Annotated in this window: 14 protein-coding genes; 10 read left to right on the forward strand and 4 right to left on the reverse strand. The window is 70.3% G+C overall.

The genetic code is table 11. The features are described 5' to 3' along the window. The first annotated feature begins 52 nt into the window (after positions 1–52). From ABEA46_RS04320 to lnt, 9 genes are all read left to right on the forward strand, one after another. Positions 53–766 carry an HAD family hydrolase gene (locus ABEA46_RS04320; RefSeq protein ID WP_345543136.1) on the forward strand — a complete coding sequence of 238 codons (714 nt, stop codon included), beginning with the start codon at positions 53–55 and terminating at the stop codon, positions 764–766. Then, on the forward strand, positions 763–1,806 hold the full coding sequence (locus tag ABEA46_RS04325) for a tRNA (adenine-N1)-methyltransferase (protein ID WP_345543137.1): 1,044 nt from the start codon (positions 763–765) through the stop codon (positions 1,804–1,806). The genes ABEA46_RS04320 and ABEA46_RS04325 overlap by 4 nt, the downstream gene beginning before the upstream one ends. Before the next feature lie 9 nt (positions 1,807–1,815). Continuing rightward, on the forward strand, positions 1,816–2,799 hold the full coding sequence (locus tag ABEA46_RS04330) for an FKBP-type peptidyl-prolyl cis-trans isomerase (protein WP_345543138.1): 984 nt from the start codon (positions 1,816–1,818) through the stop codon (positions 2,797–2,799). A 47-nt stretch (positions 2,800–2,846) separates the two neighbouring features. Then, positions 2,847–3,842: a helix-turn-helix transcriptional regulator gene (locus tag ABEA46_RS04335; RefSeq protein WP_345543140.1), complete on the forward strand. Its 996-nt coding sequence runs from the start codon at positions 2,847–2,849 to the stop codon at positions 3,840–3,842. Beyond that, positions 3,839–4,798 (forward strand): helix-turn-helix transcriptional regulator, encoded by a 960-nt coding sequence (locus ABEA46_RS04340; protein ID WP_345543141.1) that lies wholly within the window; start codon positions 3,839–3,841, stop codon positions 4,796–4,798. Before ABEA46_RS04335 ends, ABEA46_RS04340 begins: the two co-directional genes overlap by 4 nt. Positions 4,799–4,865: 67 nt before the next feature. Next, entirely contained in the window at positions 4,866–5,114 is a 249-nt protein-coding gene (tatA, locus tag ABEA46_RS04345) for a Sec-independent protein translocase subunit TatA (protein ID WP_345543142.1), read from the forward strand. Between the two features lie 66 nt (positions 5,115–5,180). Beyond that, positions 5,181–5,942, forward strand: coding sequence for a twin-arginine translocase subunit TatC (tatC, locus tag ABEA46_RS04350; RefSeq protein ID WP_345543143.1), 762 nt, complete (start codon positions 5,181–5,183; stop codon positions 5,940–5,942). After that, a complete protein-coding gene (locus tag ABEA46_RS04355) occupies positions 5,939–8,437 on the forward strand; it encodes a DEAD/DEAH box helicase (RefSeq protein WP_345543145.1) in 2,499 nt (832 codons plus the stop codon). The genes tatC and ABEA46_RS04355 overlap by 4 nt, the downstream gene beginning before the upstream one ends. A 22-nt stretch (positions 8,438–8,459) precedes the next feature. Next, on the forward strand, positions 8,460–10,043 hold the full coding sequence (gene lnt, locus ABEA46_RS04360; RefSeq protein ID WP_345543146.1) for an apolipoprotein N-acyltransferase: 1,584 nt from the start codon (positions 8,460–8,462) through the stop codon (positions 10,041–10,043). A 3-nt stretch (positions 10,044–10,046) separates the two neighbouring features. Here the strand turns inward: lnt and ABEA46_RS04365 are convergent, their stop codons facing one another. The 4 genes from ABEA46_RS04365 to ABEA46_RS04380 all read right to left on the reverse strand — a co-directional run bounded on the left by ABEA46_RS04365 (position 10,047) and on the right by ABEA46_RS04380 (position 12,765). After that, positions 10,047–10,421, reverse strand: a complete 375-nt coding sequence (locus tag ABEA46_RS04365) for an RNA polymerase-binding protein RbpA (protein ID WP_345543147.1) — start codon at positions 10,419–10,421, stop codon at positions 10,047–10,049. Positions 10,422–10,547: 126 nt separating this feature from the next. Then, positions 10,548–11,324, reverse strand: coding sequence for a glycerophosphodiester phosphodiesterase family protein (locus ABEA46_RS04370; protein ID WP_345543148.1), 777 nt, complete (start codon positions 11,322–11,324; stop codon positions 10,548–10,550). Further along, the gene (locus ABEA46_RS04375; RefSeq protein WP_345543149.1) at positions 11,321–12,283 is read right to left on the reverse strand and encodes an SPFH domain-containing protein; all 963 of its coding nucleotides are present in this window, start codon (positions 12,281–12,283) and stop codon (positions 11,321–11,323) included. Before ABEA46_RS04375 ends, ABEA46_RS04370 begins: the two co-directional genes overlap by 4 nt. After that, a complete protein-coding gene (locus ABEA46_RS04380; protein ID WP_345543150.1) occupies positions 12,280–12,765 on the reverse strand; it encodes an NfeD family protein in 486 nt (161 codons plus the stop codon). Before ABEA46_RS04380 ends, ABEA46_RS04375 begins: the two co-directional genes overlap by 4 nt. 44 nt (positions 12,766–12,809) lie before the next feature. Between ABEA46_RS04380 and ABEA46_RS04385 the strand changes: the two genes are divergently transcribed. Further along, positions 12,810–13,595 (forward strand): SDR family oxidoreductase, encoded by a 786-nt coding sequence (locus ABEA46_RS04385; protein ID WP_345543151.1) that lies wholly within the window; start codon positions 12,810–12,812, stop codon positions 13,593–13,595. The last annotated feature ends 2 nt before the right edge of the window (positions 13,596–13,597 follow it).

The following is a 13,597-nucleotide window of genomic DNA, read 5'->3' on the forward strand; positions in this document are numbered from 1 at the left end:
ATAGGCCCGGGGGCGCCGCAGGGCGCGGAGGCCCCTATGGGAGGATGAGACGGTGAATGCGCCTGGTCTTGCCGCGGTCCTCTGGGACATGGATGGAACGCTCGTCGACACCGAGCCTTACTGGATGGCCGCCGAGACGCCGCTCATCGAGAGCTACGGCGGCTCCTGGACGCACGAGCAGGCACTCGGCCTGGTGGGCCTCGGACTCGAGGATTCGGCCCGCATCCTGCAGGAGGCGGGCGTGCGGATGAGCACCGACGCGATCATCGACCACCTGACGGCCGAGGTCATGCGCCAGCTCTCCGAGACCGGCATCCCGTTCCGTCCCGGCGCGCGAGAGCTGCTCGCCGACCTGCGCGCGGCAGGCATCAAGACCGGTCTGGTGACGATGTCGATGCGCCGCATGGCCGACACCGTGGTCGACCTCATCGACTTCGACGCGTTCGACGTGATCGTCGCGGGCGACGACGCCACGCGTCCGAAGCCCTTCCCCGACCCCTACCTCCAGGCGTGCGAGGCGCTCGGCGTGACGCCCGACCAGACTGTCGCCATCGAGGACTCGCCCAACGGCCTGCGCTCGGCCGTCGCCTCGGGCGCGTCGGTCATCGGCGTGCCGCTCATGGTGTCGCTCACCGGCGCCGGCGCGCACACGCTGTGGGACACGCTCGACGGCCGCACCGTCGACGACGTCGCCGCCTTCCACCAGACCCATCGTGCCCGCCTGCGCGCCAGTGCGACCAGCCCCGCCGAGGAGACCGCGCGATGACCGACGACCCGACCCGCCCGAGCGGCCCGTTCCGCCTCGGCGACCGCGTGCAGCTCACCGGCCCCAAGGCGCGCCTGCACACGATCACCCTGCGCGAGGGCGGCGAGCTGCACACGCACCACGGCGTGCTCAAGCACGAGCAGCTGGTCGGCCAGCCGGACGGCTCGGTCGTCGCCAACAGCGGCGGACACGAGTACCTGGCACTGCGCCCGCTGCTGCGCGACTTCGTCATGTCGATGCCCCGCGGCGCGGCCATCGTGTATCCGAAGGATGCCGCGCAGATCCTCGCCGAGGCCGACATCTTCCCGGGCGCCACCGTCGTCGAGGCCGGAGTCGGCTCCGGTGCACTGTCGCTGTGGCTGCTGCGCGCCATCGGCGCCGAAGGGCGCCTGGTGTCGTTCGAGCGCCGCGAGGACTTCGCGGCGGTCGCGAAGGCCAATGTCGAGACGTTCACCGGGGGAGTGCCCGACAACTGGGACGTCGTCGTCGGCGATCTCGCCGAGGACCTGCCGCACACCGTGGCCGCGGCATCCGTCGATCGCGTCGTCCTCGACATGCTGGCACCGTGGGAATGCATCGACGTCGTCGCCGACGCGCTCACGCCCGGCGGCGTCGTGGTCTGCTACGTGGCGACGGCGACGCAGCTGAGCCGGGTCGCTGAGTACATCCGCGCCACCGGACTGTTCACCGAGCCCGACGCGAACGAGACCATGGTGCGCGGCTGGCACGTCGAGGGCCTCGCCGTGCGGCCGGATCACCGCATGATCGCGCACACCGGGTTCCTGGTGTGGGCGCGCCGGCTCGCGCCCGGCGCGGTGCCGCCCGAGGTGAAGCGGCGCGCGTCGAAGTCGAGCTACGGCGACGAGGACGTGGAACTGTGGACCCCCGGCGCCGTCGGCGACCGCCAGATCACCGACAAGAACCTCCGCAAGCGGGTGCGCGAGGCCGAGCGCGCCGCGGAGGGCGCCCGCCTGGCTTCCGGACGCCCCGGGGACGCCGACGACGCGGACGGCACGGAACACCCCGAGCGCACCGCCTAGACTGTTCCGGTGCGCAAGATCCCCGTTGCCCTCGTCGTCCTGGGCCTGGTGACCGTCGGCCTCACCGGATGTTCGCTGCAGAATGTGTCTGCCGCGGACTGCTCGCGAACCCCGGTGTCAGAACCCGACGTGATGAAGCTCATCGACGTCACCGGCGACACCGACGATGCGCCGAAGGTGGACGTGTACACGCCGCTGCACGCGTCGAGCCTCGGCTACCAGGACGTCGTGACCGGCGACGGCACGGCGATCACGTCCGACAACCAGCTGATGGTGATGGACGTCTCGCTGTTCAGCGGCGCGACCGGCGAACCGATCGTCGCCACCGCCTATGACGGCGACCTGTCCCGGGTGTCGGCGCCGTCGCAGTGGGCGACGAACTTCCCCGGCTTCGACACGGCGCTGCACTGCGCGACGGCCGGATCCCGCATCGCGGTGGCGCTGTCGCCCGACGACATGGCGGCCGACGTCGCGACCAGCTTCGGCCTGAAGGACGACGACTCGGTCGTCGCGGTGCTCGACATCCGCAAGGTGTACCTCGCGTCGGCCACCGGCGCGCTCCAGTTCAACAGCGGCTTCGGCCTGCCCAGCGTCGTGCGCGCCCCGGGCGGACGCCCCGGCATCACGATCCCGAGCGGCACGCCCGCTCCCGAGGATCTCGTGATCCAGACCCTCATCAAGGGCGACGGCGACGAGGTCACCGGCGATGAGCCGGTGCGCGTCCATTACACCGGCGTCGTGTGGGGCGCCGACGAGTCGTTCGACAGCACGTGGGACGGCCAGGCGGCCTCCGTCACGCTCGACAGCGTGGTCCCGGGCTTCGCCGACGCGATCAAGGGGCAGACCGTGGGTTCGCAGGTCATGGTCGTGATCCCGCCCGAGCTGGGGTACAAGGACCAGGAGAAGGCGTCGATCCCGGCGAACTCCACCCTGGTCTTCGTCATCGACATCCTGGGCCTGGACGCCGTCGCGCCCACGACGGATCAGGGCTGATCGCGCGCGTCCGAGACCGGGCTGCGGCCCGGCCATAGGATAGGCGGGTGCCTGCCACCGCCGCTGCGAAGATCCCGCCCGAGGAGCGCCTGCTCAACCTCGTGGTGGCCCTCATCGCGACCGATCAAGGCCTGACCAAGGACACGATCCTGACCTCGGTCGCGGGCTACCGCGAGCAGAGCGAAGCGGGGGCGTCCAAGGATGCGCTCGAGAAGATGTTCGAGCGCGACAAGGAGTCGCTGCGCGGTCTCGGCGTGCCGATCGAGACGATCGGCGACTGGGCGGATCCCGATGATCTGCGCGAGGCCCGGTACCGCGTGCCGAGCGCCGAGTACGAACTGCCCGAGGACATCGACTTCACGCCCGCCGAACTCGCTCTGCTGAACCTGGCCGGGGGAGTGTGGAGCGAGAGCTCCATGTCGGACGACGCCCGCAGTGGACTGCGCAAGATCCGAGCGCTCGGCGACCTGGTCGACGAGCCGATCATCGGCTTCTCGCCACGCCTGAATCCGCGCGACCCCGCATTCCCCGCACTCCACCAGGCGATCGACGCGAGTCGCGTGGTCACCTTCCCGTACCTGAAGCCGGGTGAGGACACGCCCCGCACCCGGCGGATCCAGCCGCTCGCGCTCGTCGAGTACGAGGCGCGCTGGCACGTGTTCGGCATCGACCTCGACGCGCAGGCCGATCGCACCTTCCTGCTCTCGCGGATCGTCGGTCCGGTCGCGCTTGCCCGTGGGTCGTTCGATCCCGCGTTGCGTGAGGGCGCCGGCGAGCGGGCGCTGGCGGGCCTCGAGGCGGTCGCCGCGCGCAACAGCGCCCTGCTCGAGGTCAATCCCGGCACCGAAGCGGCACTGCGCCTCGCCCGGCGGGCGACCCCGGCCGAGCAGGGCATCCGCGTTCCCTACGTCGACGTCCACATCTTCGCCGACGAGCTCGCGTCGTACGGACCCGAGGTCCGCGTCGTCGAGCCCGCCGATCTGCGCGACCGCGTGATCGACCGTCTCGTCGTCACCCGCGACGCTCACGGGGGCGCCGAATGAGTCCACGTCCGCTGATCGCGACCGACCGCGCCGCGCTCATGCTCCAGCTCGTGCCCTACCTCGTCGGCAAGGGCGAGGTCTCGCTCGACGAGGCCGCGGCCGAGTTCGACGTGACTCCCGCCCAGATGCGCTCGATGGTCGAGAAGCTCACGGTGATCGGGCTGCCGGGCGACCGCGGGTACTGGCAGATGGCGAACGACCTGTTCGACATCGACTGGGACCTGCTCGACGACCAGGACGTCATCGTCATCACCAACGCGGTCGGCCTCGAGCGTGCGCCGAAGCTCACGGCCCGCGAGGTGGCCGCGCTGGTGGCGGGGCTGCAGCTGTCGCGGACGATCCCCGGGGTCGGCGACACCGAGCTGTACGCGGGGCTGCTCGCCAAGCTCTCGCGCGGCGCCTCGGCGAGCCCTGCCGAGGTCATCCTGGCGCCCGAGCCCGTCGACGCGGTGCGTGATCTCGTGGCGGACGCCCTGCGGCGCCACGTGGCCGTCTCGTTCACGTACAAGGCTCCGGATGCCGCCCCCACGACCCGCACGGTCGACCCGGTGAAGGTGCACATCGCGAGCGGTCAGTGGTACCTGCAGGGCTGGTGCCACCTGCGTCAGGCGATGCGCACGTTCCACCTGGACCGGGTGAGCGACCTGGAGCTCACCGGCATTCCGAGCACGCATTCCGAGGAGCCGGCGCCGGCCTGGTTCGACACCGACGCGGGCGAGGTGGTGGCGCGCGTGCGGTTCCCCGAGGAGGCGGCGCCGCTGCTGGGCGACTACATCGACCGTGCCGTGCTCGACACCGCCGACGGCACGACAGTGGCGACGATGCGCGTCGCCGACGAGCTGAGCCTCCGGCGTCTGGCCGCCCGCCGCAGCGGCGTCGTCGAGGTGCTCGAACCGCCCGCGGCGCGTCGCGCCGTGGCGGAATGGGCAGAGGCCGGACTCGCGCAGTACCGGTGAAGTCGGCATCACGCCGCCCTCAGCGGGTTACACTGGACCCACATCCGCACCGACAAGGAGATTCCGCATGGGCGCATTCGGATGGCCGCATCTTCTGATCATCCTCGCGGTGATCCTGCTCCTCTTCGGGGCTGCGAAGCTTCCGGCCCTCGCCAAGAGCGTCGGGCAGTCCGCGCGTGTGTTCAAGGGCGAGATGAAGGCGATGAAGGACGACGACGTCCCCACCGCGTCGGCGAAGGCCGACAACGCGGCGCCTGAGAAGCCCGCAGCCGACACCCCCGCGAGCTCTAGCAGCACCTCAGACACGTCTTCCTGACCTGCCGTGGTCACCACGGATCCACCGCGCATCGAGGAGCCTGAACAGCCTCGGCGCGACAAGCGCATGTCGCTCAGAGGTCATCTGCTCGAACTGCGCAGGCGACTGTTCATCGCCGCCGCCGGCCTGATCGTCGGCATGATCATCGCGTTCGTCATCAGCGGCTGGGTGATCGCGCTGCTGTCTGAGCCGATCGAGCAGATCGCCCAGCAGGCCGGCCGTGAGTACACGGCCCTCAACTTCACGACGGTCTCCAGCGGCTTCGACCTGCACATGCGGATCGCGTTCGCGATCGGCCTGCTGATCTCGGCACCGGTGTGGCTCTGGCAGCTGTGGGCGTTCGTCATGCCGGGCCTCACGCGCAAAGAGGTCCGATACACGGTCGGCTTCCTCGCCTCGGCGATCCCGCTGTTCGTCGTCGGGCTGTACGTGGGCTGGCTGATCATGCCGCACATGGTCGTGATCATGGCGAACTTCGTGCCGAACGGCCAGGGGATCGCGCAGTTCTACGACTACGCGACGTACTACGACTTCGTCTTCAAGCTGCTGCTCGTGATCGGGGTGTCGTTCGTGACGCCGGTGTTCCTGGTCGCACTGAATCTCGCCGGTGTCGTGTCCGGTCGCGGCATCCTCAAGGGGTGGCGCGTCGCGGTCATCGTGATCACGGTGTTCGCGGCCGCCGCGACCCCCGCCGCCGACGTCACGTCGATGCTGCTGCTGGCCGGGATCCTGTGCGTGCTGTACTTCGCCGCAGTGGGTCTGTCGATGCTGTTCGACAGGCGCAAGGCCAAGCGCGACGCGAAGCTGTTCCGGCCCGAGGCCTCGTGAGCGATCCCGGCCCCGCCGAGCGCTACGCGCGCGCGACCGACTCGGCGCGCCATGACCGCAGTCATCCGCTGACGGCCGCGTTCGCGGCATCCCAGCCGTTCGATCTCGACCCGTTCCAGATCGATGGATGCCGCGCCCTGGAGGACGGCCGGAGCGTCCTGGTCGCCGCGCCCACCGGGGCGGGCAAGACGATCGTCGGCGAGTTCGCGGTGCACCTGGCGATGCGCGAGCCGGGTGACAAGGCGTTCTACACGACGCCGATGAAGGCGCTGTCGAACCAGAAGTTCCGCGAGCTGCAAGAGGTGTACGGCGAGGGCGAGGTGGGCCTGCTCACCGGCGACACGAACATCAACGGCAACGCGCGGGTCGTCGTCATGACGACCGAAGTCCTGCGCAACATGCTCTACGCCGACTCGCCGGCGCTGCGGGGCCTGCGGTACGTCGTGATGGACGAGGTGCACTACCTCGCCGACCGCTTCCGCGGCGCGGTGTGGGAAGAGGTCATCATCCACCTCGCCCCGAGCGTCAAGCTCGTGTCGCTGTCGGCGACGGTGTCCAACGCCGAGGAGTTCGGCGACTGGCTCGACACCGTGCGCGGCGACACCCAGGTGATCGTGTCCGAGACACGCCCGGTGCCGCTGGAGCAGCACGTGCTGGTCCGCGGCGATCTGCTGCCGCTCTTCGACGACCGCGCGGGCATCGCGACCGCGCAGGTCAACCAGGAACTCATGCGCATCCGCTCGTTCAAGGGCGCGAACTTCGAGCGCAACCACCGCGTGCAGGCCTCGAACAGCGCACGACAGGCAGGGTACGAGGCATCCGGCCGTCGTCCTCATCGCGGCAACAAGCGGCCGGTGCGATCGGCGAACGTGCGGCGGATCGAGCGGCTGGACCGGCCCGACGTGGTCGAACTGCTCCGGCGCGCCAACCTCCTGCCCGCGATCTTCTTCATCTTCAGCCGTGTCGGCTGTGACGCGGCCGTGCAGCAGGTGCGGCGGTCGGGGGTCCAGCTGACCACGCCCGAGGAGCGGCGCGAGATCCGCGAGGTCGTCGAGGAGCGCACGCGGACGCTGCTGGAGGAGGACCTCGCCGTCCTCGGCTTCTGGGAGTGGCGCGAGAACCTCGAGCGCGGCGTCGCGTCGCACCACGCAGGGCTGCTGCCGGCCTTCAAGGAGGTCGTCGAGGAGCTGTTCCAGCGCAAGCTGGTGAAGGTCGTGTTCGCGACCGAGACGCTGGCGCTGGGCATCAACATGCCCGCACGCACCGTCGTGCTCGAGAAGCTCGAGAAGTTCAACGGCGAAGCGCGCGTCGCCATCACATCGGGCGAGTACACGCAGCTCACCGGCCGCGCCGGCCGCCGCGGCATCGACGTCGAGGGCCACGCCGTCATCCAGTGGACCGAGGGGCTCGACCCGCAGGCCGTCGCCGCACTCGCGTCGCGGCGCACCTACCCGCTCAACTCCAGCTTCCGCCCGACCTACAACATGGCCGTGAACCTCATCGACCAGTTCGGCCGGGCCAGGGCCCGCGAGATCCTGGAGTCGTCGTTCGCGCAGTTCCAGGCCGACCGGGCCGTCGTCGGGATCGCGCGTCAGGTGCGGGAGCAGGAGGAGACGCTCGCCGGCTACGCCAAAGCGATGACGTGCGACCGCGGCGACTTCGCCGAGTACTCGCGCATCCGCCGCGAGCTCAGCGACCTCGAGAAGACCAACCGCAAGGACGCGAACGCCTCGCGTCGCACGCGGGACGAGCGCCAGCGCCACATCGCGAGCCTGCGCACGCAGATGCAGCGACACCCCTGCCACTTGTGCCCCGACCGCGAGCACCACGCCCGCTGGGCCGAGCGCTACTGGCGAATGAAGCGCGACATCGACAAGCTGAGGCGCCAGATCGAGGCGCGCACCGGCACCGTCGCGCGCATCTTCGACCGTGTCGTGGACGTGCTGGGCGCCCTCGACTATGTGACGATCGCGGACGACGGCGCGACGGGGCTGACGCCCGCCGGCCGCACGATGCGGCGCATCTACGGCGAGCGGGACCTGCTGGTCGCGGAGTCCCTCCGACGGGGCATCTGGAAGAACCTGGATGCCCCGTCCCTGGCCGCTCTCGCGTGCGCCCTGGTCTACGAGCCGCGGCGCGACGACGGCGGCCCCGGGGAGCGGGGGCTGCCGCGCGGGGCGTTCCGCGGCGCGTTCGATGCGACCCTGACCCTCTGGCAGGAGCTCGACGATCTGGAGCGCGATCACCGGCTCCCGGGATCCGAGCCGATCGCCGCCGGGCTCTCGGGTGCGATGCACTCCTGGGCGCGGGGCGGCGCGCTCGATCGCGTGCTGATCGAGGCGGACATGGCCGCCGGCGACTTCGTGCGGTGGGCCAAGCAGACCATCGACCTGCTCGACCAGCTGTCGATCGTGGCGGATCAGCCGATCGCGGGGACCGCGCGCAAGGCTCTCGACGCGGTGCGCCGGGGCATCGTGGCGTACTCGGGCGTCTAGGCCGCGCGCTTAGGGTAGATCCGTGCCCGCCGCGCGATCCCGCCCCGCCCTTGAGCGCCCCGTCCTGCCGCTGTGGGCCGCCGTCATCGCCGCTGCCGCGGGCGGCCTGGCGCTGACCACCGCGTTCCCGGCGCTCGCGTGGTGGCCGATGGTGTTCGTGGCGATCCCGCTGACGCTGGTCAGCCTGATCGGCCGGCGCGCGTGGAGCGCGCTGCTGGTGGGACTGGTCTTCGGGCTGGCGTTCTTCCTGGTGAACGTGTCGTTCACTGCGCGCTACCTCGGGCCGGTGCCGTGGCTCGCGCTGTCGCTCCTCGAGGCGGCGCTGACGGCCGCCGCCGCCGTGCCGATCGCGTTGGCGTACCGCTGGCTGCCGCGTGTGCGCAATGGCGCCTGGGCGCGGCTCGTCGCCCTCCCGGCACTCGTCGCGGCGCTGTGGGTGCTGCGGGAGCAGCTGCTCGGGACGTGGCCGTATGGCGGCTTCCCGTGGGGACGGGTGGGCATCACTCAGGCCGACAGCCCGCTCGCGAGCGTCGCCTCGTGGGTGGGTGTCGCGGGGCTGTCGTTCCTCATCGTGATGCTGTGCGCCTCCGCCGTCGAGTGGGTGCGGCTGCGCAGGTTCCGCGATCTGCGGACGCCGCTGCCGGTGGTGCTGCTGGTCGTGCTGCTGTTCGCGCTGCCGCAGTTCCCCACGACGGATGCCGGCACCATGCGCGTCGCGGCCGTCCAGGGCAACGGACCTGCCGGGTACTTCGACGAACGCGGCCGCAACGACGTGCTGAACGCCCAGCTGCAGGCGACCGCACCGCTCTTCGGCGAGGACGTCGACGTGCTGCTGTGGCCGGAGGGCGGTGTGGACTCCGATCCGACGCAGAACCCGAGCACCGCCCGGACGCTGGACGAACTGGCCGCGCGCATGGACGCGCCGCTCATCGTCGCGGCGGTGACGCAGCGCGGCGACGAGTACTTCAACTCGTCGCTGCTGTGGGAGCAGGATGCCGACAACCCTGTCGACGTGTACGACAAGCGGCATCCCGTCCCGTTCGGGGAGTGGGTGCCCGACCGCGGGTTCTACCGGCTGTTCGCGCCGGACCTCATCGACCTGATCCAGCGGGAGTACACCCCGGGCGGCGCGCGGCCGTACTTCGACGTGAACGGCGTGGGCGTGGGCCTGGCGATCTGCTTCGACGTGATCTACGACGACGTGGTGTGGGACGGCGCCAAGGACGGCGCCGAGGTCTTCATGTTCCAGACGAACAACGCGGACTTCCGCGGCACCGACGAGAACCTTCAGCAGCTCGCGTTCGCGCGCATGCGCGCGGTCGAGACCGGGCGTTCGGTGGTCAACATCTCCACCGTCGGCACGAGTCAGATCATCGCGCCGGACGGATCCGAGATCGCCGGCATCCCGGCCGATACGGCAGGACACATGCTCGAGGACGTACCCCTGCGCACCGGGCTCACGCCCGCCGTGCTCGCCGGTGCGGGCATCCAGCTGCTGCTGGTGTGGGGCGCGGTCGTCGGGCTACTGACGCTCGGCGTGCTGGGGCGCCGGCGCAACGCGAAATCGCCGGCCCCCGAAGGGACCGGCGTCGCAGGTATCGACTGAGCGTCAGGCGCTGAGCTTGGCGGCGTCTTCTCCGCCGCGGCGGGCGCGCAGGTAGGCGAGGCGCTCTTCGAGGAGCTCTTCGAGCTCGGGGATGGTGCGGCGCTCCAGGAGCATGTCCCAGTGGCTGCGGGGCGTCTTGTCGCCCGAGTGGTCGACGGTGGCCGTGCCCTCGCCGACGCGCAGGAGCGCCTCGGCGCCACAGGTGCGGCACTCCCAGGCCGGGGGGACCTCGGCGTCTGCCGCGAAAGTCAGGGTCGTGTCACGTCCGCACGTCGAACACGTGTAGATGTGCTGTGCACGCTCATGGAACACGACGCCCTCTTCGCTCTGTAGGCTCTGGGCGCCGAGTCGGATGCCGCGCAGGCTGCGGTCTGCCATTTTGTGGTCCTCTCGTCGCTGTACAGGTATAACGAAGTGACCTGTGCGGATCATCCGAGCCGGGCCCGTTCAGCGGCCTTTCACAGTGGATGCACAGGGGCGCGGCCACCCCGTCATCGACGTGTGCTAATGGAGTGTCTCCAGCGCGATGTCGGCCCGGTCCGTGACGATCCCGTCGACGCCCAGATCGACCAGCCGGTGCATGTCCTGCGGGTCGTTGACGGTCCACACATGGACCTCGACGCCGTGCCGATGCGCGGCCGCCAGGAGCCTCGGAGAGACGATGCGGACACGTCCCTGCCACTCGGGCACCTGGAGCGCGTCCACGCCCCGCAGCGCGCGCGCCACGAGCCGCTCCGACCGGACCGCGAGGGCCGCGATCACGCGCGTGATCGTGCGGGTGCCGCCCGACGTCGCGGGTGGGATGCCGCGGCCCGCTGCGGCGGCCGCGGCCAGCGCCGTGCGGCGCCGATCGTCCGAGAAGCTCGTCACGAGCACCCGGTCGGCGAACGGCGCGACAATCGTGCCGACGGAGACAGCAGCGTCCTCGGCCTTCACATCGAGGTTGAACCTCACGGTCGGGAATGCGTCCAGCGCCTGCTCGAGGGTGATGAGTCCGCCGCGGTCCGCCATCAGGGCTTCGAGCTCGCCGACCGACACCTCGGCGATCCGCCGCGGATCACCCGTCACCCGGGTCAGGTCCTCGTCGTGGAAGAGCACGACGACGCCGTCCTCGGTGAGATGGCAGTCCGACTCGACATAGTGCGCGCCGGCGGAATGGGCGGCGGCGACCGCCGCGAACGAGTTCTCGGCGATGCCGCCGGCCGCCGCCTCGGCCGTCACCAGGCCGCGATGCGCGAGCACGCGCGGCGGCGTGATGCCGGCGAACCACGGGTGCGTCACGGCGTGGTGTCAGGACCCCGGGTCACAGCGCCGGTGCTCGACGCGCGGCCCTTGCCGGCGGCATCCGCCATCACACCTGCGAACGAGCCGCTCAGCCCCTTCAGCGCCTCGGTGAATTCGCTCGGAATGATCCAGAGCTTGCTCGAGGCGCTGTCGGCGATCTTCGGCAGGGTTTGCAGGTACTGGTACGCCAGCAGCTTGTCGTCGGGGTTGCCCGAGTGGATGGCGTCGAAGACGGTCTGGATCGCCTCGGCCTCGCCCTGTGCGCGCAGCACGGCGGCCTGCTTGTCGCCCTCGGCGCGGAGGATCTCGGCCTGCCGGCGCCCCTCGGCCTCGAGGATCTGCGACTGCTTCGACCCCTCGGCCGTCAGGATCGCGGCGCGGCGGTCACGCTCGGCGCGCATCTGCTTCTCCATCGAGTCCTGGATCGACAGGGGCGGGTCGATCGCCTTGAGCTCGACCCGACCGACGCGGATGCCCCACTTGCCGGTCGCCTCGTCGAGGACGACGCGAAGCTGCCCGTTGATGTTGTCTCGGCTGGTGAGAGCCTCTTCGAGGTTCAGCCCGCCGACCACGTTGCGCAGTGTGGTCGTGGTGAGCTGTTCGACGGCGCCGAGATAGTTCGCGATCTCATAGGTCGCGGCGCGCGCGTCGGTCACCTGGAAGTAGACCACGGTGTCGATCGACACGACCAGGTTGTCTTCGGTGATCACCGGCTGCGGTGGGAAGGAGACCACCTGCTCGCGCATGTCGATGAGCGGGCGGAGCCGGTCGATGAACGGCACCAGGAGGTTCAGTCCGGGGGAGAGCGTCTTGTGATATCGACCGAGACGCTCCACGATCCCGGCGCTCGCCTGCGGGATGATGCGGATCGACCGGAAGATGACGACCAGCACGAAGATGAAGACCGCGATCGCGAGGATCCACCCGATCGCGGTGGGAATGATGGAGTCGTTCACAGGTGGGGCTCCTCAGCGGGGTTGAGCGGTTCGGGGGTGCGCACGATCGCGGTGGCACCGTCGATGCGGCTGACCAGGATGCGAGTGCCGGGTTCGAGGTCGCCGCGTTCCGCCCGGGCGGTCCACACATCGCCGTTGGCGAGCTTGACCTGCCCGCTGTGGGCACCCACGGTCGAGACGACCGTGCCGGTGAGCCCGATGAGCCGATCGACGTTCGACGGGGTCGGATCCTCGCCTCGTCGCAGGCGTCGCAGCAGCGGCGGCCGGAGGAACAGGATCAGCAGGGCGCCCGCGGCCGCGGCGATGATCACCTGCAGCCAGATCGGGGCGCCGAGCAGGTCTGCGCCGAGTCCGGCGAGCCCGCCGATCGACAGCATCAGGAACGTGAAATCGAGCGTGAGCATCTCGATGACGAGGAAGACGAGGATCAGGACGAGCCAGCCGATCCACGCCCATTGCTCGATGGTCTGGATGAGCTCCACGGTGCGCCTCCTCTTGCCTCGAACCTACCAGGTAGGGTCGTTCCGTGACTGAGTCAACCAACGCGACTTCCACCCCGATTCCTGCCGGTTCGCTGAGCGGCAGGACCGCGCTCGTGACCGGTTCGTCACGAGGCATCGGCGCCGACACTGCGCGGTACCTCGCCGAGGCCGGCGCGAACGTCGTCATCAACTACCGCAACAAGGCGCCGCGCGCCGAGAAGCTCGCCGGCGAGCTGCGCGACCTCGGCGTTCAGACGCTCGTCGTGGGCGCCGACCTCACCGATCCGGCCTCGGTGCAGGAGATGTTCGACCAGGTCAAGGACGCGTTCGGCGGGCTCGACATCCTCGTGCTCAACGCGTCGGGCGGCATGGAGTCCGGCATGGCCGAGGACTACGCCCTGAAGCTCAATCGCGACGCGCAGGTGAACGTGCTCGAGGCCGCGCTGCCGCTGCTCGGCGAGGGTTCGCGCGTCGTGTTCGTCACGAGCCACCAGGCCCACTTCATCCGCACCACGCCGACCATGCCCGAGTACGAGCCGGTCGCCCTGTCCAAGCGCGCGGGCGAGGACGCCCTGCGCGAGCGCATCCCCGGGCTCTCCGAGATCGGCGTCGAGTTCGTGGTCGTGTCGGGCGACATGATCGAGGGCACGATCACGGCGACCCTGCTCGAGCGCGCGAACCCGGGTGCGATCGCCGCCCGCCGCGAGGACGCCGGCAAGCTCTACAACGTGTCGGAGTTCGCCGCCGAGGTCGCCGCCGCGGCGTTCGATCCGGTGCCCGCCGGCAACACGCGTCTCATCGGCGACGTCTCGTCGTTCGTGGCGGAGTGAGC

The organism is Microbacterium jejuense (genome assembly GCF_039544225.1).
GTDB classification, from domain to species: Bacteria; Actinomycetota; Actinomycetes; order Actinomycetales; family Microbacteriaceae; genus Microbacterium; species Microbacterium jejuense.